General features: G+C 56.4%; 10 protein-coding genes and 1 pseudogene. 5 read left to right on the top strand and 6 right to left on the bottom strand.

What is annotated here, in order from left to right; genetic code table 11:
- Window positions 1-108: 108 nt before the first annotated feature.
- Entirely contained in the window at window positions 109-8,778 is an 8,670-nt protein-coding gene (locus tag QFW87_RS17745) for a glucoamylase family protein (protein WP_283190932.1), read from the bottom strand.
- Window positions 8,779-9,678: 900 nt separating this feature from the next.
- On the opposite strand from QFW87_RS17745, the gene QFW87_RS17740 reads away from it, so the two are divergent.
- Together QFW87_RS17740 and QFW87_RS17735 are read left to right on the top strand one after the other, a co-directional pair.
- A complete protein-coding gene (locus tag QFW87_RS17740) occupies window positions 9,679-14,229 on the top strand; it encodes a PAS domain S-box protein (protein WP_283188399.1) in 4,551 nt (1,516 codons plus the stop codon).
- Window positions 14,229-15,179, top strand: a complete 951-nt coding sequence (locus QFW87_RS17735; RefSeq protein WP_283188398.1) for a PleD family two-component system response regulator — start codon at window positions 14,229-14,231, stop codon at window positions 15,177-15,179. The genes QFW87_RS17740 and QFW87_RS17735 overlap by 1 nt, the downstream gene beginning before the upstream one ends.
- Window positions 15,180-15,474: 295 nt before the next feature.
- On the opposite strand, the gene QFW87_RS17730 is transcribed toward QFW87_RS17735, so the two are convergent.
- Together QFW87_RS17730 and QFW87_RS17725 are read right to left on the bottom strand one after the other, a co-directional pair.
- Window positions 15,475-15,648: a hypothetical protein gene (locus tag QFW87_RS17730; protein WP_283180774.1), complete on the bottom strand. Its 174-nt coding sequence runs from the start codon at window positions 15,646-15,648 to the stop codon at window positions 15,475-15,477.
- Window positions 15,649-15,730: 82 nt separating this feature from the next.
- Complete coding sequence (locus tag QFW87_RS17725; RefSeq protein WP_283180773.1) at window positions 15,731-16,426, bottom strand: NAD(P)H-dependent oxidoreductase; 696 nt, start codon at window positions 16,424-16,426, stop codon at window positions 15,731-15,733.
- A gap of 106 nt (window positions 16,427-16,532) precedes the next feature.
- On the opposite strand from QFW87_RS17725, the gene QFW87_RS17720 reads away from it, so the two are divergent.
- The gene (locus QFW87_RS17720) at window positions 16,533-17,387 is read left to right on the top strand and encodes a LysR substrate-binding domain-containing protein (RefSeq protein WP_283188397.1); all 855 of its coding nucleotides are present in this window, start codon (window positions 16,533-16,535) and stop codon (window positions 17,385-17,387) included.
- Between the two features lie 372 nt (window positions 17,388-17,759).
- On the opposite strand, the gene QFW87_RS17715 is transcribed toward QFW87_RS17720, so the two are convergent.
- On the bottom strand, window positions 17,760-18,950 hold the full coding sequence (locus QFW87_RS17715) for a Fic family protein (RefSeq protein WP_283188396.1): 1,191 nt from the start codon (window positions 18,948-18,950) through the stop codon (window positions 17,760-17,762).
- Between the two features lie 245 nt (window positions 18,951-19,195).
- Window positions 19,196-19,468 carry a hypothetical protein gene (locus QFW87_RS17710; protein ID WP_046046671.1) on the bottom strand — a complete coding sequence of 91 codons (273 nt, stop codon included), beginning with the start codon at window positions 19,466-19,468 and terminating at the stop codon, window positions 19,196-19,198.
- 751 nt (window positions 19,469-20,219) lie between these two features.
- Here QFW87_RS17710 and QFW87_RS17705 point away from each other — a divergent pair.
- On the top strand, window positions 20,220-20,663 hold the full coding sequence (locus tag QFW87_RS17705) for a PRC-barrel domain-containing protein (protein ID WP_283188395.1): 444 nt from the start codon (window positions 20,220-20,222) through the stop codon (window positions 20,661-20,663).
- A gap of 715 nt (window positions 20,664-21,378) precedes the next feature.
- Here the strand turns inward: QFW87_RS17705 and QFW87_RS17700 are convergent.
- Entirely contained in the window at window positions 21,379-21,756 is a 378-nt protein-coding gene (locus QFW87_RS17700) for a c-type cytochrome (RefSeq protein WP_283188394.1), read from the bottom strand.
- A gap of 243 nt (window positions 21,757-21,999) precedes the next feature.
- On the opposite strand from QFW87_RS17700, the pseudogene QFW87_RS17695 reads away from it, so the two are divergent.
- Window positions 22,000-22,854: pseudogene (locus tag QFW87_RS17695) on the top strand (IS110 family transposase).
- Window positions 22,855-23,089 lie beyond the last annotated feature (235 nt).

Genomic DNA, 23,089 nt, shown 5'->3' with positions numbered 1-23,089 from the left:
AAACGGTTCTGGGCTTGAACAGGGAGTGCGGCAAGCAGACAGTTCTGTGGTGACCCAAGTGCATCGAACCTATAACGCCACCGCTCAGAGCCCCTTTGACAACTGTCGTTAAGAAGTTGATGTGACGCGCCCCTCATTAACTGCCGTAGATTTCGGGCAAGTCGCCAAAATGCGGTGTTCGATCCCATCGTCCAGCAGTCCCAACATCGCATCGGTGAGTAGCTTGCCATCCAGGCTAAGTGTGCGTGTTGCTTCTTCGTTTTGGCGCACCTCTATATGGTAGAGGGTTGCACCGAACCAATAGTGGAGGGTGAAGCCCGGCCAATCGGCTGGCAGCACCGGTTCAATGCGCAACGAGTTGCCGCAGCGTGTCAGTCCCAGCAGTGATTCGACGATCAGGCGATACATCCAGCCCGCCGATCCGGTGTACCAGGTCCAGCCGCCTCGTCCTGTGTGGGGCGCAACCCCGTAGACGTCGGCGGCCATCACGTAAGGCTCAACCTTGTACGTTTCGATTTGTGCAGCGCTGCGACGGCTGACGGGATTGATCATGCGCAGCAGCTCCCACGCCCTGTCGCTGTCGCCGAGACGGGCGAAGGCCATACTTGCCCAGACAGCAGCGTGCGTGTACTGGCCACCGTTTTCGCGTACGCCGGGTACGTAGCCTTTGATGTAACCGGGATCCAGTGCACCCTTGTCGAACGGCGGGTCCAGTAATAACACCACGCCGGTATCGCGCCGGACCAAGTGCAGATCCAGTGAATCCATGGCCGTTTGGCGCCGTACCTGCGATGCAGCCCCGCTGAGCACCGACCAGCTTTGCGCTATGGAGTCGATACGACATTCCTCGTTATTCGCAGAGCCCAATACCTGGCCGTCGTCGAAGTAAGCGCGGCGGTACCAAGCGCCATCCCAACCCTGATTTTCCAGGCTCACACGCAAGGTTGCCGCCTGGTCGGTACAACGCTGGGCGAAGACCTTGTCGCCCTCCAGCTGCGCAGTACTGGAGAATTGCAGCAGCACCTCATACTCGAAGAAGCCAAGCCACACGCTCTCACCAAGGCCTTGCTCGCCGACCCGATTCATTCCGTCATTCCAGTCTCCGCCCCCCATCAACGGCAGCCCATGGACTCCGCGCTTGAGGCCATGCTCAATGGCGCGCACGCAATGTTGGTAGAGGCTTTCCTGGAGTTGCGAAGTGCCGGGCAGATCGTAGTAGGAGTCTTCGCCAGCATTCAGTGCGCGCCCCTCGATATAACCCACCACTTCGCTCAGTACACTGCGATCACCGGTGATGGACACGTAGCGGCTGGTTGCCAGGGGCAGCCAGAGGAAGTCGTCGGAACAGCCCGTTCGCACACCCCGACTTTGCGGTGGATGCCACCAGTGTTGTACGTCGCCTTCGGGGTATTGATGCGCGGCGCAGAGCAGCAGGTGTCGGCGCGCGGCAGCCGGGTCGGCATGGATCATTGCCATGCTGTCCTGCAATTGATCACGAAAGCCAATGGCTCCTCCGGATTGGTAATAGCCGCTACGCGCGCAGAAGCGGCACGCGATGACCTGATACATCAGCCAGCCGTTGACCAGCACATCGATGGCTGGATCGGGAGTCTGAATTTGTATGACTCCCAAGGTCGTGCGCCAATGCATACGCACAGCGTCCAGTTCACTCGCCGCGGCCTTGGCGCCGCGGTATTTCTGCACCAGGTGGGTGGCTGATTTGGTGTCCTGCTCGGCGCCGAGACGGAACACCACATCCTGGCTTTCGCCGTCCGCCAGCTCCAGTGCGACCTGCATCGCTGCGCACGGGTCGAAACCACCACCACACCGTCCGGACAGTCGGGCGCGAGTCAGTGCTGCCGGCGTTCGCAGGGTTCCGTTGCGACCGATAAATTCGGCACGATCACCGCTAAAACTGCGCCCCGTCGAGTCCGTGTCGAGAAAGGCGACGCGCCCGGAGAACTCGATCGAAAAGGCGTTGCGCGCGAATAGAGCGCCACTGAATGGGTCCACCTCCGTGACCACATGCATGGCCGACTTGCTGCGCAAATCCCCCAGCACCCACTCCACATAGCACGTTGCCGACAAACGCCGCGGCCGGCCGCTGGTATTGCGAATTTTCAGGCGCGAGAATTTGATCGGTGCATCCAGCGCCACATAGACCCACAACTCGGTTTGGATGCCGTCCTCTTCATACTCGAATACGCTGTAACCGAAACCATGGCGAGTACGGTAAAGGCCAGTACCTGGGCAGGGTTGCGGGGTCGGCGACCAGAAGTGGCCGGTATCTTCGTCGCGCAGGTACAACACCTCACCGCTGGGGTCAGAGATCGGGTCGTTATGCCAAGGGGTGAGACGATACTCGTGAGCATTCTCGCTCCAGGTGTAAGCTGCGCCGCTTTCGGAAATCACCGTGCCGAAGTGCGCATTGGCCAGCACATTGGCCCAAGGCGCGGGTGTGGGTTGGCCTGGTTGCAGGGTTACTACGTATTCGTTACCGTCCGGGCTGAAGCCACCGTAGGGATTGCTCAATATCAAGGCAGAGTCGGTATGTGCGGCAAAAACCACAGGTGGTTGCTCCGCTCGCACAAGACTTGGTTCGAGCCTGGGGAGCAAAGGGTCCGCGCGGCGCCGATGGACTTGGTCGGCCAGGCTGCCGTGGCCGTCATTGAGTACCAGGCGGGCCACCGATAGCATCAGTGTCCGGTCCTCGCCCGACAACTGTTGTGCCTGGCGCACAAAAATCCCGCCAGGACGGTCGACCAGGCTCGCTTCACTGCCCGAGGTAACCAGTCCCATAATCAGGTCTTGCAGTTGCTGGCGATAGCCGGCCTGATCCTCGTTCCAGATCACCAGATCGACCGACAGGCCCTTCTGACGCCAATAGGCATGAGCTTTGACCACCTGCTGAACAAACTCGATGTTAGCCAGATCACTGATCTGCAGCAGCACGATGGGTAAGTCGCCCGATATGGCCTGTCCCCAAAGGCTGGACTGGTTACGCCGGTTGGCCACCAGCACGCTGCTCTCGGCCCGTAATGCAGCGCTGGCGTAGATGATCGACGCGGCCATCTGCTCGAACAGACGTGCGTCGCTCAGTGAAGCGTTGAGCTGGCGCAGCAGCACCTGGCTATGGGTCCAGGCCAAGTCAAAGACGCGATCGGCCAAATGACGGTCGCGGTACTTGTCGATCAGGTGCAGGCAGTTGTCACGGCTGTCGGCAAGGCCGGTCACTAGGTCGATGGTCGCCGTCTGACCGGGGTCCAGCGTAACGCGACAACGTATCGCTACAATCGGATCAAGTACCGGGCCGGCGGTTCCTGATAAATGTTCGACCTCATCGTCCATTGCCGCCGGGGCCACAACATTGCGCCCACGACCGATAAAGCGCGCACGGTCGGTCTCGTAGGAGAGCGCGTCGACATCTACACCATGCGCTGCCAGCAAATGACACATCCAGGGCACTGTTTCCTGGCTGGAGCGTGGCCGACGCGTACAGATGATTGCCTGCAGCGGGTGCAACAGCTCGGTCTGCACGAACAGATTGCTAAAGGCTGGGTGCATCGCATCGCTGATGGCCGAAGCCAGCACTACCTCGGCGTAGCTGGTGAGTTCAATACTGCGGCGCACTTGCGCGCGGTTGGTGATGTGCAAGCGGCGCAACTCGATGTCGTCCTCCGGTGATACGACGATTTCGGTATGAGTGTCGAAGTCTTGCTCACGTACACGGAATTCGGCACGGGCATCAGTGAAGATGGCTTCGTAGCTTTCCGGATGGCGCAACGTCGGTTGGTGCGCGGCGGACCAGAACGTGCCGCTTGCAACATCGCGCAGGTAACAGAACATCCCCCAATTGTCGCAGGTGAAGTCTTCATGCCAACGGGTGACAGCAATCTCGTTGCTGCGGCTATAACCTGCGCCGGCACTGCTGACCATCACATGGTAGCGGCCATTGGAGAGCAACTGCACCGCAGGGCGTTTGCGGTCAGGATCGGAAAAGACTCGCAGCTTGGTTTCATGTATTCGTGATGCCCGGTCCGCAGCCGGCGCGCTTGCGGCATGCAGGTACTGTGCGGCGGTCTTCGGCACACGCTCCTGCAACAGCAGGGTGGTCGCCTGGAATTGCGGGTCGGATTCGAAACGTCGCTGCATCGGACGGTCAAGAAGCAGGAAAGTCAGTGCGAGCAGGCTCATGCCCTGGTGATGCGCCATAAAGGAATAGACGACTGCGCAGCGCTGCCCGCGTTGCAAGCGCGCCTCGGTGAAATCCACGGCTTCATACAGGCCATAGCGCCCATCCAGGCCCAGCGCGGCAAGTCGCTGCAGGTTCCGGCACGAGGCCTCGGGGGCCACCATCAGCGCCAGGGCGCTGGCATAGGGGGCGACAACGGTGTCTTCGCCAAGTCCTCGCTTGAGACCCAGGCCTGGTACACCGAATGCGCGATACTGGTAGTTGGAGTGAGCATCCTGAATGTTGTAACCCGACTCGGAAACTCCCCAGGGAATGCCCAACTGATTGCCGTACTCAATCTGCAAGGCGACCGCGGCGCGGCAGGTCTGGTCGAGCAGGGTACCTTCGTAGTTGGGCATTACCAGCATGGGCATCAGGTACTCGAACATCGAGCCTGTCCATGACAGCAGCACGGGTACGCCGCCGCTGCTGGTGAGCAGCCTTCCAAGGCTAAACCAGCCTTCTTGAGGTAACTGGCCTTGAGCGATAACCACATAGTTGGTCAGCCGCGCCTCTGAGGCCAGCAAGTCGTAATAGCCCGTATCCAGCTTGTGGTCGCTGGCGTTATAGCCAATAGCGAAAAGATTGCGCCGGGAATCATAGAGAAAGGAGAAGTCCATGTTCGCCATGGTGTCGGCCAGATTGGCCAGGCGGGTGACCGAGGCAATGCGCTGCACAGCCAGGCGCTGCACGGACGTCACTTGAGCCTGCTGAGCCGGCAACCAGCGAGCGACATCGATTTGCGCCAATTGGCGCCAGCTGAGCGCCAACGGCTCTGCCCTGTCGATGGCGGGCGGCAGTCTAAAGCGCAGCAGCTCGGCCTGCAGATCCTGACATTGCGTGCACAATGCCTTGAGCCAGAAAGCGGCCTCACCGACCGTCGCCAAGTCGCTGAGGGCAGTGGGTGCATGCATGCGCTCCAGCAAGGTCAGGAGCGTCTCGGGGGCGTCGTCAGGGTTCGAAACAATCCGGGCCTGCGCCAGGAGCACTTCGTCTTGCAGGGTTCGTACCTCGGCGTCGTCCAGGCCCGCGGCGAGAAGGGTGTCTTGCAGCACATTCAGGGTGTCGATCAGCCCATTGACCACCCGCAGATCAAACAGTGGCGCATCAATCAGGTCCAACAGCCCTGGGCGCAAGGTCAATAGCAGCCCTGCCAGATTCCCGCTATCTACCGTCGATACGTAGAGCGGTGGCAAGGGCTTGAGCGTCAAGGTGTCATACCAGTTGTAGAAGTGCCGGCGGTAGCTCTCAAGGCCAGCCATGCTGGACAAGGACTGATCGAGGCGCTCCAGTAGCCGCTCGCCACTCAGATAACCAAAATCGTGCGCGGCCAGATGGGACAGCAGCGCCATGCCCATATTGGTCGGCGAAGTACGGTGTGCAATGGCAAGGTGGGGCTGCTCCTGGATGTTGTCAGGGGGTAACCAGTTGTCGGCCGGACCGACGTATTGATCGAAGAACGCCCAGGTTTTGCGCGCCAGGGAGCGCAGGAAGCGCAGCTCCTGCGCTGAAGGATTGAACTTCGCCCGGGGGGAAGGCCGACTGAGCCACCAAGCGACAGCCGGGCTCGTCAGCCACAGCACCAAAAAGGGTCCGGCCAGGGCGAGCACGTTCGGAGTGGGTAGTAACAGTACAAAAAGGACCGTCGTCAGCAATGGGGCTATCCACATTGTGCGGTACAGCTCAGATAGCGTGTTGCTGTCGCTGCGTTCTACTTCCCGTGAAGGGTTCCACTGCAACAGACGACGCTTGCTGATCAGCATGCGCCACAGCGTACGGCCGATTGCATCCAGGCTGTATAACGCTTCGAACGGCAGCCAGACCAGAGGAAGGACCGCCCGCATAAAGTGTTGGCTGGAGGTGCTCAGGGCAGCGGTCAAATGCTGCTCGATCGGAACGTCGACGGTTTTGTGCATTAGCTCCTGCAAGGCGCTCGACAGCGGTGGGATCAGTACCAGGATAAGCACCGCGAAGGTCCACGAACCAGGCTCCATTGCTCCAAGCCAGCCCCACAGCAACATTATCAGGAAAGCGCTCGGCTCCAGACTGCGCCGAAGATTGTCAAAAATTTTCCAGCGTGCCACGGCGCAAAGACGATTGCGCTCTAGCCCTCCACCTGCCTTGGGCGTCCAGGGCATGACCCAAGGCAGCAACTGCCAGTCCCCGCGAATCCAGCGATGCCGGCGCTTGACGTCGGCGCTGTAACGGGTGGGGTATTCTTCGAACAGTTGCACGTCGCTGAGTAACCCCGAGCGGGCATAACAACCCTCGATCAGGTCGTGGCTCAGGATGCGGTTCTCTGGGAAACAGCCTTCCAGGGCGTGCTCGAAAGCATCCACGGCGTAGATGCCTTTGCCAATGAATGAACCCTGCTGGAACAGATCCTGATAGACGTCCGAAACCGCGCGGGTGTAGGGATCGACGCCTGCATCGCTACCGAACAGCCGAGCATAGGAAGAGCGTGCACTGCTCGGCAGGCTGATGCCCACTCGCGGTTGCAAAATTGCATAACCGTTGCTGATATGGCCCTTGTGCGGGTCGAACACGGGGTGGTTGAGCGGGTGCTCCATCGCGCCGATGCAGCGCTGTGCAACATCACGTGGTAATTGGGTATCAGTGTCGAGGGAGATCACGTATCGAACGGCAGTCAGTGCCTGGATATTGCCCACGATCAGTGAAAAGTACTCCTGGCCCCGGCCTCGCAGCAGGGCATTGAGCTCGGCGAGTTTGCCGCGTTTGCGCTCATAGCCCATCCAGGTGTGCTCGGCCTCGTTCCAGCGTCTTGGTCGGTGCAACAGGAAAAAGCGGTCATTGTGTGGGTCGGGGTATTTCTGATTTAACCCTTCAATCAACCGCCGTGCCAGCAACATCAGGCTCGCATCCTGCTCCAGCTCCTGGGTGGGAGCATCCATGAAATCGGTGAGCAGGGCGAAGTGCAGATTGGCATCCCGATTGGCCAGGAAGCGTACTTCCAGGCCTTCGACCAACTCTTCGACATCCACGCAATGGGCTATCAGGGTGGGAATGACCACCAACGTGCGCGCTTGCAGCGGGATACCCTGGCTGTAATCCAGTCGGGGAAGAATGCAGGGGGGCATGGTGATAGTGATCAGCCAATTGACCAGCCCGATGGCCAAGCGGCTGGACATCAGCAGCGTGGGTATCGCGAGCAATACCAGCAGGTATCCAGGCCTTGCGTCGAGATAAACGGCCTCAAGGAAAGGCCAGGCGAACAGCATTGACAGGATCAACACCAGACCCAGGTAGAAGGTCAGTGGTGCGCGAAGCAGCAGGCGTGGCCATTGCTCGCCCAAGGGCACTCGAGCGGCGATTCGATGCTCGAGTTCATTGAGTCCATGGCCCACCAGGTAGTAACCCACATGTCCAGCCACGTCACCCTCGGGTGGGGGCCTTGTCCGGGCATCGGCCAGGGCGATGGCCGCTTGTGCGACGCTTTTTTCAGTCTGGTCACAGTTCCTGGCCAAGCGTTCGACCACATGCCGATAGTGATCTCGGGTCGCGAAATCCATACGCGCGTAGATCCCTGCCGGGTCTGTGCGCAACACATGCTCGACGTGGCTCAGGTGTTCGACGAACTCCTGCCAGTCAATGGCCGACATCAGACGCAAGCTGGCGATGCTGTTGCTGATGGACACCTGATCGGCGGCTTGCTGCTGGGCATCCACCTGCACCAGGCGCTCGATGTTGAGTCCTGACTCGCTGAGCATCTGCTCGATCCAGGCCAATGGCAGTATCAGCGCGGCACTTTGCCCTTGTAGCCGTCGCGCCAGTTCAGCGACGAATGATGAGGTCATCGGCGGCTCCGAGCGCGCCATGTCAGCTACCGTCAGAACCACGCTTTTGGCATCGCGCTCGGCGGTTTCGATCAAGTGATCGGCCCAGTCATTGGCCAGGTTGCGGTCATCCCAGTTAGACATGACTCGCGAAGCTACTCGCCGCAGATTCTCGATCAGAGCCAGGCGTAGCATGATCGGAATCGCCCACAATTCGCCGAGTGTGAGGGGTGTTATCGTCTGATAGAACGCTACAAAACGGCTCAGACTCTCCTCATCGACCCTGCCGTCGCCATGTGAAATGGTCTCCAGAGCGATGTCGTAGACCCGTGGCAATCCAGCCGACGGGCCATCGGCCAATTGCGGCAACTCACGGCTGTAGCCTCGGGGCAGGTGGGACTTGGTGGTGCGGATTTGCTCTTCGACCAGGTAATAGTTGTCCAACAACCATTCCGCTGCCGGTGTTGCACGCCGGGCGGACAACGGTGCCGCAGTGAGCGCCTTGCAGCTACTGGCTAGCGTCGTCTCGTTGTCAGCCAGGCGCGCCAGCAGCGAGTCTTTCGCGGTGCGGCCGCTAATACGGTGCTGTTGGGCCAGTAGAGTTCCATGGCTGGCCATCTGTTCGGCGCTGAACAACTCCGAGCGCAGCAGTGATTCGTACTCGAATTTACGACGTGATTCGCTCCACTGGCGATAGTAAATGGCAGGCAGACGCCAGAACCGGAAGAAGACGTGGGTCCAATGACTGTCCATGTTTCCTTGCATGACACGCCCTCGACGAATGGAGTGATGAGGGTGGGAGTGCTCCCGACGCAGCTCTAGACCTGATGGCTGCGTCACGAGCACCTTGCAGCACACAACTACGGCAGGCTTGTAGTCTGCCAAAAGCGCTGGCCGATGTTTGTATGCCTAGCGAGCATAGCTGCGTCAGCGGCTAATCGGAATGTTATGTCCACCTGACTTGCGACATAACGGACGGCGGCGTCGCACCGTCGCAGTGCAGGGCTTAAGACACTCGAGTTATTCCGCTATCGCAGCATTCATGCATCCCCCCGCCTATTTACCTGCGAGCTGTTTGCTTGCTTGTATAGTCCGCCGGTGAGGAACAGATTCGGTTGTGAAGCATTCAAAGACACGCGACACTTGAAACGGCTTGGTAAAAAAAGCGCTGCTCCCCAGAGACTTGACTGCCAAGACACTTTCTCGATCGGAACGCTCGGTGATCATAATCAGCGGTATTTTCAGATCCGGCGCACGAATCGTTTGCAACAGGCCTTTTTACACCCAAAATTAAAGTGGATATCGCCGTGACTCTGGTAAGCCCTCCCAATCGTTTAATGGCATCGATCAAACTGGTGTAGGGGTGGCCCGCTCCGTGATAAGCAGCGCTGTTGGCTGCTCCACTACAGAGTGCTGCGTTGCTGCACCGAATAGGCGAGCTTTGTGTGCTTTATCAAATCCAGAAGTGGGAGGGCCAGGGGCATAGGGTGCTATGAATAATGGAGAGCCTGAAGCGGACCTCGAAAGACTTCAACGATTGGCGGGCCTGGCCTGAGCGCATTCGGGGGTGATGCATGCAAACTAAGTTACAGACGCTCTCAACAGGGTTCTAACTTTAATATTGAAGGCTTGAAGGTCTTCTGCAATGGGACAATGCGGGTGAGAAAACATAAGTTTTTTGCATTGAGCAGGGGAGTAGCCATCACTCTGGTGGTGGGGTTAGGGGCAAGCATCCTGGGTGGCTGGATCCTCGAACGCATCAACGAACAGCAGGCTCAAGACGCGATCGCCGCGGCTACAGAGGAAGCCGCAGAGCTGGTTTTAACTCGCCTCGATCTTTACCAATACGGATTGCGTGGCGCTCGTGGAGCGGTGCTGACAGCGGGTGAACATGGCATCAGTCGCGAAGTTTTTGGCCAATATCACAAAACGCGCGACCTCGCTGCCGAGTTCCCCGGCGCCAGTGCTTTGGGCTTTATCAGGCGAGTATCGGAGCGCGATGAACGGGAGTTTCTCAAATACGCTCGGACCGATGGCAAAGCCGATTTCTCCATTCGTCAATTCTCACCCCATTCAGGCGAGCGTTACGTTGTCCAGTATGTCGAACCGGCTGAGGGTAACCAGGCTGCAATTGGCTTGGACATAGCGTCGGAAACAGCGCGGCGAGAGGCTGCCCAATCCTCGATACAAAGCGGTGTGGCACGGATAACCGGGCCCATCACTTTGATACAGGACACAGCGAAACCGCAGCAGTCTTTCCTGGTGTTGATGCCCATCTTTCGCGGCGGAGAGACTCCGGCGACCGCTGTTGACCGAGAGACAGCAGCGTTTGGCTGGAGCTATGTCGTGTTGCAGACAGAGCAGGTACTTAAGGGCCTGCGCATAGAAAATGAAGCGGTGCATCTGCGGCTGAGGGATATCACCGTCCCAGGGCAAGAGAAGCTGTTTTATGAAAGCACCGACGATTCGGCCAGCCGTGAAACGCTGATGACCCATCAGTTGGAGCGCGAGGTGTACGGGAGGCGATGGCAAATCGAACTCGGCGCGCACCCGTTGTTCATCCAGCGCCTGCATCAGGTTTCACCAACAGTCGTCCTGTTAATGGGTGGTCTGCTTACTCTTCTACTGGCTACTCTGACGAGTGTCGTGAGTGTCAGCCGTCAACGTCGGCGGCAGATACTCGCCGAACAGGCAAGGCTGGCCGCCATCGTCGAAAGCTCGGTCGATGGCATTATTGGAAAAACACTCGATGGCATTGTCACCAACTGGAACAAGGGGGCCGAACACCTTTTTGGCTATACCGCCGAGGAGGCTGTGGGCCAGACGTTGGTCAGTCTGGTTGTTCCTGAGGAGTTGGTAGCTGAGGAAGCCCATATCCTTGCGCGCATAAGGGCCGGGGAGAATATCACTGGCTTTGATACCCAACGCCGCCGTAAAGATGGCCGGCTGATCGATATCTCCGCCAGCATCTCACCCATTAAGGGCGAGGGTGGTCGCGTGGTTGGAGTCTCCAAGACGTTAAGGGATATCTCGGCGAAAAAAGTAGCAGAAGCCCGAATTCTTGAACTCAATTCAAACCTGGAGGAGCAGGTTGCTCAGCGAACTTCCGAGTTGCGGCATCTCAATCTATTGTTAGGCACTGTGCTGCGCTCGGCCACTGAGGTCTCGATCATTGCGACGGATCTCGATGGCGTTATCCGTGTGTTCAACAAAGGCGCCGAGCATTTGTTGGGCTATCACGCCGATGAGTTGCTGGGTCAAAACACACCTGAATCGATACATGTGCCAGAGGAACTCGCTGCTCGTAGCGTTGAACTGAGCGAGGAGTACGCTCAGGCAATCGATGGTTTCCGTGTGTTTACCCATAAACCTGAGCTTGAAGGTGCAGAAACCCGGGAGTGGACTTACATACGTAAGGACGGCTCGCGGTTTCCTGTCACGCTGGTGGTCACCTCCATGCGTGATGACGAAGGGAAATTGAGCGGCTACCTGGGCATCGCGGTGGACATCACCGAACGTAAAGCGGCGGAAAGGGAGCTGGCTGCGAGCCTGCAGACAACACAGCAACAACGTAGTGAACTGATGGCGATTCATGATCAGTTGCTGATGGCTGCTGAAGTAGCCGAACTGGGCGTCTGGTCATGGACGTTGGCCGACAATGCCTTGCAGTGGAATGATCGCATGTTCGAGTTCTACGGTCAGCCACTGACGTTGCGCAATAATGGTCTGGATTATGAGCACTGGTATTCGCGAGTTCACCCCGACGATGCGGTGGCAGCGGCTGAAAAGCTGAGTGCCGCAGTCGAGGGGAGTGGTGTGTACGACACCACTTTTCGTGTCGTTCGCCCGGACGGCCAGATCCGCTTCATACAGGCAGGCGCGCAGGTCGAACGCAGTCCGAGCGGTGCGGCTTTGCGTGTGACGGGTATCAATCGGGATATAACCTCCCAGCGCGAGCTGGAGTCAAATCTGCTGTATGCCAAGGAACAGGCCGACACCGCGAGTGCAGCCAAATCGTCGTTCCTGGCCAACATGAGCCACGAAATACGCACGCCGATGAACGCCGTGCTGGGCATGTTGCAGTTGGTGCAGAACACTGACCTGAATGGTCGTCAACTCGACTATGTGACCAAAGCACAGTCCGCTGCGAAATCACTGCTGGGCTTGCTCAATGACATCCTTGATTACTCCAAGATTGAGGCTGGCAAGCTGCAACTCGACGTGCACCCATTCGAACTCGAATCGCTCATGCGTGACCTCGCCGTTGTGCTGGCCGGCAACCAGGGCCAGAAAGAAGTCGAGGTCATGTTCGACCTGGACTCCAATCTACCCAACGACCTGATAGGCGATAGCCTGCGGCTGCAACAGGTGCTGATCAACCTGGCGGGTAACGCCCTCAAGTTCACCCTGGAAGGCCAGATCGTGGTCAGCGTCGAGCAACTGATGCGCACGGAAAACTCCGTGAGATTGCGCATCGCTGTTTCTGATACAGGTATCGGTATCAACCCGGAGCAACTTCAGCGCATTTTTGAAGGATTCACTCAGGCCGAGGCTTCAACCACCCGCCGCTTTGGCGGCACCGGTCTGGGCTTGGTGATCTGTAAGCGGTTGGTCAGCTTGATGGGCGGTGAACTTCAGGTGGAGAGCCAGCAGGGTAGGGGAAGTCGCTTCTGGTTCGATATCACCCTGGATGTAGCGCCCAGTTCGCTGCTGAGATCTGACAGCCCTGGAGTCGATGTGTCCATACGGATACTGGTAGTCGACGACAACGCCATGGCGGGTGAATTGCTGTTGCGAACCGTTCATGCATTAGGGTGGGAGGCCGACCACGTGAGTGGTGGCACGCAAGCAGTGGAATGGGTGAAAAACGCCCAAGCGAGAGGCGAAGCCTACGACGTGGTACTGATGGACTGGCGGATGTCCGATATGGATGGGCTGAGCGCTGCTCAATTGATCCGTCAGCAGGGCAACGGCGTACCTCCTCCAATGGTCATTATGATTACCGCTTACGGCCGTGAAGTGCTGGCCGACGCAAACGAGATGGGAGACGCTCCCTTCGTGGGGTTTCTCACCAAGCCTGTCACGCCCAAGCAGTTAGCCGACGCTGTTCAGCGAGCACTCAACGGCAAAGGCCTTGCGCAGTCACTCCCGTCCAAGTCAACTGTTGACAGGCCGCAGCGTCTGGCCGGGCTGCGGCTATTGGTGGTGGAAGACAACATGCTTAATCGACAGGTTGCCGATGAGTTACTGACAGGGGAAGGCGCTCGAGTGACGCTGGCTGAAGGTGGGCTGGAAGGGGTGAGCAGGGTGATGGCTGAGAGTGTGCCCTTCGACGTCGTGTTGATGGATATCCAGATGCCGGATATTGATGGCTTGGAGGCGACCCGTCGCATTCGATCGAATCCACGCTTTGCAGCGCTGCCGATTGTGGCGATGACCGCGAATGCCTCCAATACCGACCGTGAGGCCTGTCTTGCTGCGGGGATGAATGAGCATGTCGGCAAGCCCATCGATCTGGAACAACTCGTGGCAACATTGCTTTTTCAAGTGGGCCTTGAGGATCGCAAGGCATCTCCAGGCTCGGGCCAAGCCGATACAGGAGAAGGCGTGATCGAGTCGCGTGCATCAATCATTAGTCGCTTTGGTGGCGACCTCGATTTGATCCGCAACGTGCTGCGTAACTTTGGCCCCGAGCTAGAAAAACTGCTTGGCCGGTTGCACGATCAGATCCAGCGGCGAGACGCATCGGGGGCAGCTTTCGTGCTCCATTCCATTAAAGGCAGCAGCGGCACCATGGGTGCCAAGGCGATGTCGCTACTGGCCGGCGATCTGGAGCAAAAACTACAATCCGCAGATGCAGGGTCTGTAGCGCGCATCTTTGCTGACTCAACATGGTTTGATGAGTTGAGCAGATTACTGCAACAAAGCCTTGAGCAGATGAATGTCGACTTTGGTCAGAGCCCGAGCGCACAGGTCTGTGTTGACTCCGAATTGATGGCGCTCACGCAATGGCGAGAATCCCTTGAGGAGATTTTGCTGTTGCTGGAAGCGGGCAACCTTCAAGCCATAGAGCTGGCAGACGCATTGGCGTCAAAAACGCCGCAATCCCTGCGCCCACAGTTCGACGAACTGGTTGTTATGGTGCAGTCGCTAGACTTTTCCGCTGCGATGCCGATTGGTCGTGAACTGTTGAGATCTGCCTGATGGAACAATCGATGGAAACCTGGTTACCACATCCCCATAACCGTCCCAAACTCCTCATTGTCGACGACCAACCGATTAATATTCGGGTACTCCATGAGTTGTTTCGTGAGGACTGTGATGTGTTCATGGCCACCAACGGTGAGCAGGCGATCACGGTATGCCAGACCCAACTACCCGACCTGATTCTGCTGGACGTGGTCATGGAGGGTGTGGACGGGCATGAAGTATGCCGTCGACTCAAGGCTGACCCTGCGACCCAGGACATCCCCATCATCTTCATTACCGCACAGCAGCAGGAGTCGGATGAGGTACTAGGTCTGGAACTTGGCGCGGTCGACTTCATCAGCAAACCCATCAATCCAATCATTGTTAGAGCCCGTGTGCGAACACACCTGACCCTGAAACTACAGAACGATCTACTGCGTTCCATGGCATTAATGGATGGCCTTACTGGAGTGGCTAATCGACGCAAATTCGATGAGGACATATTGGCGGATTGGCGCCAGTGCTTTCGAGAGCAAAAGCCGCTGTCGCTCATCATGGTGGATGTTGACTTTTTCAAACGCTACAACGACCAATATGGGCACCAGGCTGGAGATAGCTGCTTGAAATCTGTTGCCCAAGCGTTATCTGAAACGGTTAGACGCCCCTACGACTTGGTCGCTCGGTATGGTGGCGAAGAGTTTGCCTGCATTCTTCCCAATACAGGTCTTTGCGGAGCGGTCCAACTAGCAGAAAAAATGCAAGAGCATATCCGGGCGCTGGGTATCGAGCATTCTGCTTCTGATGTAGCTCGTGTGGTGACTCTTTCCCTAGGCGTCGCAACATTGACGCCCACTGACGACCTTGAATTCCAAGCGTTGATAGAAGCTGCGGACAAGCAACTTTACGAGGCGAAAAAAACTGGCAGGGCCAGGATATGTTCATCCTTTAGCGATGAATATCTTTAATCCTGCTTCTGTGAATAGCTCGGTTTCCAATCCTTGTCGAAGAATGCCTTGGGCGCTTCATATAACCGCAGAATCACGAAGAATCCACTGTGAGGCAGGGTTCTAATCCAGTTCTTACCGGCTTCTGGCGAGCTGGCGACAGGAATCGTTGCTGAGCACGGCGAGCGTTTCTTTGCTGCTGATTCCTATGCCGGTCGTACCATCCTCAGGCAGTTACATACGATGGGCATCCATATCGCCATCGATGATTTCGGCGGCGGCCATACGAGTCTGGCTCAGTTGAAGGATTTGCCCATCAGCGAACCTCAAGATCCACAAATCCTTTGTACTGGCCATGCAAAGCGATCAAGCAAATGAGCTGATCGTACGTATCGTCGTCGATTTTGGTCACGATTTTGGCATGGCGGTCATCGCCAAAGGCATAGAAACAGACGACGTGCTCGATGCGCTGGGCGCTTACCACTGGCATGGCCCAGGGTTTCCACGTCTGCCGACCAGTAAGCACTCGCAATACTGTCCTAACGCTGGCGGTTGGTATGGGTGGGCTGTGGCTATTCAGGTTTTTCGGTTTGTAATGAATCGATGTGTAACCGGGGGGCCTGAAGCGTCAGCGACAAACTGTCTGCCAGGCTCCTGGCCTGCCGAGTCGCGTCCTCACGCGCGCGCAGATCGACGTCTTCCCCCAGGATGGTTTTCTCCACAATCACCGAATGCACCTCCGTGACGCCGATAAATTTCAGCCAGGCTTCCACGTAGGGCTTCTGGAAGTCGAAGCGCTCCGCCGGTGTGATCGATAGCGCCGAAAAATCCAGGCCACGGGCGTACATCACCACGGCGAGTTTGTTGTGCAGCATGCCTTCCAGACCCCGTTCCGGGTCAACGCTGAACAGGATGTCTTTCTGCGATACCAAGTCGATGAAGTGTTTGAGTTTGTACGGGATGCTGAAATTCCACAGTGGTACGGACATCACGAGTACATCCGCGCGGTGCAGGTGATTTGCCAACTCATTTAACGTGTTCCAGGCGTCTTGTTGTGCGGGGGTCAACGGCGTGCCATTGAGCCCGGCGTATTTGGCCTCCATGGCCAGATCATCGAATTCCGGCAGCGCCATGTTCCAGAGGTCAAGGGTGATGATTTCGGTGTCCGGGGTGTTTGCTTGATAGCGCGCAATGAAGCTGCGGGCGACTTCAAGGGAAGCCGAACGCTGTTTGCGTGGAGAACACTGAATATGGAGAAGAGTCGTCATGGCACACCTTGAGTGATGGGGAGGCAGGGCAGGTGGGAGCATTGCAACATAGTTGTATTTGAAATATAAATCGTAAATTACAACTCGATTGATCACGTATAAAACTATGTTCGATGCTCTGCTGCTCAAGACATTTGTCACTGTCGTCGATGAAGACGGCTTCAGCCGTGCAGCCCAGAAGCTGCACCTCACTCAGTCGGCGGTCAGTGGCCACGTGCGGCGATTGGAAGAACAGATTGGTAAACCCCTGTTGACGCGCACCACCCGTTTCCAGCAATTGACGGCCGATGGCGAGCGCTTGGTCTCTTATGCGCGCACGATCCTCGCGCTGAACCGTGATGCCTGGACAGACCTGACCCGCACGCCGTTTCACGGGCGGCTGCGGATCGGGGTGTCCGAAGATTTTGTCGAGTCTCGATTGCTGCGCACTGTTCAGGAATTCGCGGCGCAGTACCCCGGGATGAAGATCGAGGTGCAGGTGAACATTCCGGGTACGTTACTGGCGCTGATGAAGCAAGGGCATCTGGAGGTGGTCATCGGTTCGCTGTGCGAAACCAGCGAAGCGGGGCTGTTGCTATGGCAGGAACCGCTGGTGTGGGCCTGGTCGGCGCAACCCGTCGCCCGGTTACCCACGCCGTTGCCGCTGGCCCTGTTCCCCGAGCCGTGCCCTTATCGCGAGGCCGCGCTGACGAGGTTGGCGCAGGCGGGGATCGCCCAACGCACGGCGATGTTGTGCAGCAGCACCGCCGGGTTGCGGGCGGCGGCCCTGGCAGGCTTCGCGGTAGCGCCCATGCCACTCAGTCAGTTGGGGCAAGGATTGGCGGTGATTGGGGTAGAACAAGGGTTGCCGGATTTGCCGGATGCGCAATGTCGGCTGTTCACCTCGCCTGAAGCGGATCAGGCGATTGTGGCAGCGGTCACTCAGCTCATTGTGGAGTATTGCTCTACGCGGAGGGCTTGATTGTCATTTCAAGGGCCTGCTTGAACGTCTCGGGTACGCGGTCTTTGCCTTCCTGAGGGAAGGTCAGCCGTCTGTTGGATGCTGGTGAACCACTTTGATCATGGACACAAAAAACGGGCACCTTGATGGCCAATGCCGATCAGTTAAGCCAAAACGCGATCCTTGTAGCAGCTGGCGAAGCCTGCGTTCGGCTGCGAAGCAGTCGTAAAATCAGCTATTGCGGTGCGTCGGGCGGACCGCGTTAGCCGGATTCACGACTGCTTCGCAGCCGAACGCAGGCTTCGCCTGCTGCTACAAGGAAATGCATCGCCGCTGAAATTTCTTAACTGACTGGCATTGGGCCTTGATGGCGCCCGTTTTCATTAAATCCAATTACTGAAACCGTTGATGCAAATCCGGAAAAATATCTTGAGCAAACCAAGCGGGCAGGCCGGGCGTGACGAACCGGGATTTAGGCGTTCGGCTTTCCACCAGGCCGACTTTGATTAGCCGCGAAAGCTCATCGATTGCCGGGCGTGGTGTAAGGCCGGTGAAGGTCTTTATTTCGTTGCGCGGCAGGCTTCCTTGAGTGATCAGCGCAATGATTGCAGGCGCACTTTCCGGGCGAATGCCTTCTTGTACAAGTTTTTCATTGTAGTGAAACGCGCGTATCACGCGCTCTCGAAGCTGAGACGGGTCCACTGCGGCGGTCATGTAATCGACCTGGTCGTGACAAACCTGCAGCATGAACTCGATGAATTCGAAATAGCGTCGCTGAGACAGCTGGCCGCGTCCGTCCAGATCACCTTCTCTTCGGCGGTCGGCCATGGTCAGTGCGGTGTAGTAATTCTGGTGTTGCCTTGCAAGGCCGCGAGACAGTGACCATAACGTTGGCTTCAGTCCCAAACTCACCAACTGAAGATGAGTGACCAACCGAGCAACCCGACCATTCCCGTCTGCAAAGGGGTGAACCCACGCGAGGCGATGATGGTAGGCAAGCGCAGAAATAAGCTGACGGCGGGAGTCTGTCTGTCGGCCGAAGCCTGCCTGAAGGTGTCGTAGCATTCCCTCTACAGCACAAGCGTCCGGTGCATCATGATTACCAACGACAACGTTCTGACCTGTGACCGAGCGCATACCGGGCTGCATGATCGAGCCATATGACAGCGTTCGTTCCGCATCACTGGCACCGCGAAAAAGCCGTTTATGTGCTGTGCTCACAAGCTCAGGTGCGAACATGTCACCCCAGGCAAACGGCGCGCGTTGGCGCAAGACCCGTTCGAGCAATGCTTGCACCGCCATCTGTTCAACCGCCAGGTTTTTAAGCTGTTTGCGATCTTTGACCGGCGCCGCTTGTGCTTTTTGCATTTCGGCGGGCTCGGTGTATTGCCCTTCGATCAGGTTCGAGTAGTACGTATTGGTGATTTGCAGCAAACGGCCGAGGCGTGCAGCGGTTTCAGGCGGCAGGCGTCCGGCTAGGAATTGTGTCTTTCTGGGCAGCGCGTCCGCGAGAGCAATGATTGAAGGAGGCAATGCGTCAGGGAGAATCGGGTCGAGCCAGGATTTGGATGTGATCAGGGACATAGCGGTTTGTACCGTATGAAAGGCTTCACATTTTATTTCACATATTGAATAGATGAACAAGCGCTGATTTACTGGGCTTCAGGGGTTTTTGAGGCTTTCTAAACAAAATTATCTTCACATTTTATTTCACATATTTTTTGTGAAATGACTTCGGTCAATGGGCTCACGAAAGGATCCGTCAGCCGCGTTTACGCACAGATCGCAATTGCAGAAAAACGGGCGCCCATTGAGGCGCCCGTTTTTACTTACTCCTTCACCTGCGCTCGTAAGCGTCGACCGATCACGTCCATCAAGTCACAGCCGTCGCGTAACGGAATGACTAACAGCTGAGAAAAGTCTTTCAACACCACCGTGTCGCAACCGAGTTCGGCGCGGCAGGCGATATTTTCCAGCACTTGGGTGACCGTGCGGATGCGGTAGTCAGCCATGGCTTGCAGGACGTCGAGTGGGGCTTGGGTGTCGATGAGCAGGGAAGCCGGGATCAGGTCGATTCCGGTGAGGGGCATGTATCTTTCCATAGGCGAGATCTCGTTCAGTTAGATGAGACCGCCAACAGATCGTCGCCAAACGAATAGGGTGGCAGTTGCGCGCAGGTTGGCGAACCGGGAACGAAAACCGGCAGACCCGAAGGTCTCCCGCGCGCAACCGCCATAGTACAGCGGTTTTGCAGTTGCGACGACGCCTGCAAATGGGCAGGCGGCCCTCGCATTCGTTTCTCGGGTCGCCAAACCCGAATCGCCATTTTGGGCGACGAGATGGACTATAGGCCTCATCAGAACGGCGGGAAAGGTGAGGGATTCCGAGGTTTGTGTAGGAATTTTTATGGTGGTCCTAGGACCGTTACGCCCCTTCCGCGGGCGACTGCTATCGGCCAAAAGCAGACATATACCTGCCAATTTTATGTCCTGCTCCAGATTTTGCTGGACTTTTCCCTATATTAACTAACATTCAAATAAGTTTGGTCGCAGCAGCGACCCAAACTTAATCCTCATATTTATGAAGTCATATGCAAATCAGTTGCCATAATGAGAAATCGCTTCCTCCACGCATCTATGATATCGATCTGGTTAATGCCCAAAATAAAAACAAGCATCACACATGGATAGCGCACTAATTAAAAGTTGAGTGACTTTTTGCTTCAACCTACCATTCGTCGTCATGCAGAAAAAAATTCAACTTTTTCGAAAGCGGGTGACTCCCACTAATACAGCCATCAAGGCGGTGGGTACATTTTTCTGATTGATTGACGATTGCTGATAGGAGATAGTAATGAACTACGAAGATCGCGATACTTATGGCATGTACAAAACCAACCTCCTACGAGATGCCGGCTCTGAGGAACAGGGGCCTGGCCCCGACCTGATGGGGGCAGACACACTCATTGGAAATGATGTTTATAACCATAATGAGGAAGACTTGGGAGATATTAAGGAAATCATGCTGGATGTTCGCAGCGGTAGAGTGAGTTATGCTGTTCTATCTTTTGGTGGCTTTCTTAGCATGGGAGAAAAACTGTTTGCGGTACCTTGGAATGCATTGACACTCGATACAGTAAATAAGCGCTTCGTACTAAACGTAGAGAAAGAACGCTTGGAAAATGCACCAGGTTTTGACAAGGACAATTGGCCTAATATGGCCGACGAGTCTTGGGTAACAGAAATCCATTCTTTCTATGGAACTAAACCCTACGATTATGATGCTGTTCGGAGATAAAGTATCGATAAAGCTAATGTCCATATCCGAAACGAAGAGTGATGCGCGCCGAGCAAACAACGACATGTTTCGTTGGGGGTGCCAAACCCTGAGGCGCGCATTGCGGTGAAAAAAGGTTTGTCGAAGCTACAAGAGTTTAGGGTGGGTTCTGCTGACCGCCATCGAATCCAAGGCTAGGTCCCAGCCGCATCGTACCCGCAGTGCGGCGTCTGAATTCGCCCACATCAGAACAGCCAAACTGGGTAGCTATAACTGCTAGGTATGAGGCAGAGAACGGCCAATAGCAGCCATCACCTTCAAACTGGCACTGTCAGGATTCGATAAGCGACACATTACTGGTTGGATACAGCTTGTTCCTTTGCATACTCCTGCGAGAGCTACCCGGCCTTTCGTTGGGCATAGTCGATACATGGCCTGATCCTGCTTAGCACTTACAGGCCAGGTCAGCACTGACAGGACACGTGATAAGGATAATTTCTACAGTGCCCCATTGCATATTACTCGAAACGTGACCTTCCGCTTTTGGCCGTTACTTGCCTGTCACGACCGCAGCCGACTGCTGCTGGATGCGAAGAGCCGCCCGAGCTTGTATTGATCCGAGATTGTTCATTAGCGATATGCCCGCGAGAGGCCGACTGGCTCACCGGCATTGCCCCACAAGCCCTCAAACCTGAAATGGCTTTTAGATTTCTGTGCCTACCTCTCATCTCAAAAATCATCGATTTTTTGAAATCACACCACCCATGTATTGATTTAAATCGCGCAGATCTTTAAACCTCCATGAGTACGGCGATAGCTTTACACCATTCTCTCGCAAAGTTTTTGGAATCAAGTCTCCATTTGGACGAAGTATTATCGATGATACAATTACGCCCGGATAATCATTTAATCGTTTTTTGAAAGCGGATGTTGTTAGATTAGGTGTAGGAGGATTGCTTTTATTAAACAATGGTCCTGTTGCTTTGAGATCTATTCCGTGGCACATGGCGCATCGCTGTAAATAGAGACTTTTTCCATTAACATTATCCGCGAAGGATAGTGAAGTTTGAATTAGCGATAAAATTCCTAGCGAAGCGATGAATAATATATTCATTGTTTTTATCTTCCTTGATGGGGTCAGCGTCGATTGGACGCGATTTGGTGCGCGGGAAAGATATCAGCCATCGTGTCGGCACACACAGTCAATTTTGATGCCCATTGAATCAACTCGTTTTCCAGGCGCATCCCAGTGACCGCTTCTGGCCAAAAGCAATGGGATGGACTCCTCCTCACTTCGGCATCTTGAGTGCCAGACTGAAAGTACGAACCACAGTCAACCGTGAGGAGGAGTCCACACATGAAGCTTATGCGCATTGGGGTCGACCTGGCCAAGAACGTGTTTCAGATCCACGGCGTGGATTGTCATGAGCTACCCGTCTGGCGGCAGCGTCTGCCGCATGACCGCTGGCTGCAAACGGTGTTGGAGAAGATCGAACCTGGCTGTGAGATAGGCATGGAAAGTTGCGGTGGTGCGCATCACTGGGTCCGGCAACTACAAGCACGCGGATTCCGGGTGAAGCTGATAGCGCCGCAGTTCGTCAAACCGTACGTCAAGAGCAACAAGAACGACGCCAACGATGCCGAGGCAATCTGCGAAGCGATGAGTCGCCCCAGCATGCGCTTCGTCGCCGTCAAGACCATCGAACAACAGCGCTTTCGTCGTCTGCTGGATGGTTTGTGGGGCGACCTTCGTGCGCTGGATGAACGAGTATGCAAATTCGACGGCGAGATCACGGCGATCGCGACAAGCGAGCCGTCCGCCGTCCGTCTTCAACAGCTGCGCGGCGTCGGCCCAATGATCGCCACAGCGCTCGTCGTCGCTCTCGGTGATGCCCGTCAGTTTGCCAATGGCCGACAGTTTGCCGCCTCACCACTGACACCGAGGCAACACAGTTCTGGTGGTAAGGATCGACTACTCGGTATCAGCAAGCGCGGTGATGCGTATCTGCGAACATTGATGGTGCATGGCGCACGCTCGGCGCTACGCACAGCCAAATCCAAAGAGGATCGACTTAGCCAGTAGGCCGTTCGTTTAGCCGAGCGATCGCATCCCAATGTGGCCGCTATTGCGCTGGCCAACAAAACTGCACGCATGGCTTGGGCGATGCTGCGCCACGGTACTGATTACCAACCGAATCAGGCAGCGGCCTGATCTATTTACCCGACGTGCTCTACGAGAGAAACAACTCTTAACCACGATTGCGAAGCAACCTGAACGATGGCACACCGGTCGAACCGGCGTCGGCAAAACCCTCGAATGTCCACGTGCGAAAAGCACGAAAAAGCGATCGGGAGCCGGCGCGCGAATAGCCCATCATGGCCCTGCATCGAAACGATGCCGTATTTAGAGGCCGAATATACGTGTGCAGTCGGCACGGGCGCCAAAG

This window comes from Pseudomonas sp. PMCC200344 (assembly GCF_030053095.1).
Taxonomy (GTDB): Bacteria; Pseudomonadota; Gammaproteobacteria; order Pseudomonadales; family Pseudomonadaceae; genus Aquipseudomonas; species Aquipseudomonas svalbardensis.
This window is presented reverse-complemented; position numbering and strand designations above follow the sequence as displayed.

Excerpts from the sequence above, each read along its gene's own strand:
- QFW87_RS17745 (WP_283190932.1), bottom strand. The coding sequence starts at position 8,778 with ATGGACAGTCATTGGACCCACGTCTTCTTCCGGTTCTGGCGTCTGCCT.
- QFW87_RS17740 (WP_283188399.1), top strand. The coding sequence starts at position 9,679 with ATGCGGGTGAGAAAACATAAGTTTTTTGCATTGAGCAGGGGAGTAGCC.
- QFW87_RS17735 (WP_283188398.1), top strand. The coding sequence starts at position 14,229 with ATGGAACAATCGATGGAAACCTGGTTACCACATCCCCATAACCGTCCC.
- QFW87_RS17730 (WP_283180774.1), bottom strand. The coding sequence starts at position 15,648 with ATGCCAGTGGTAAGCGCCCAGCGCATCGAGCACGTCGTCTGTTTCTAT.
- QFW87_RS17725 (WP_283180773.1), bottom strand. The coding sequence starts at position 16,426 with ATGACGACTCTTCTCCATATTCAGTGTTCTCCACGCAAACAGCGTTCG.
- QFW87_RS17720 (WP_283188397.1), top strand. The coding sequence starts at position 16,533 with ATGTTCGATGCTCTGCTGCTCAAGACATTTGTCACTGTCGTCGATGAA.
- QFW87_RS17715 (WP_283188396.1), bottom strand. The coding sequence starts at position 18,950 with ATGTCCCTGATCACATCCAAATCCTGGCTCGACCCGATTCTCCCTGAC.
- QFW87_RS17710 (WP_046046671.1), bottom strand. The coding sequence starts at position 19,468 with ATGGAAAGATACATGCCCCTCACCGGAATCGACCTGATCCCGGCTTCC.
- QFW87_RS17705 (WP_283188395.1), top strand. The coding sequence starts at position 20,220 with ATGAACTACGAAGATCGCGATACTTATGGCATGTACAAAACCAACCTC.
- QFW87_RS17700 (WP_283188394.1), bottom strand. The coding sequence starts at position 21,756 with ATGAATATATTATTCATCGCTTCGCTAGGAATTTTATCGCTAATTCAA.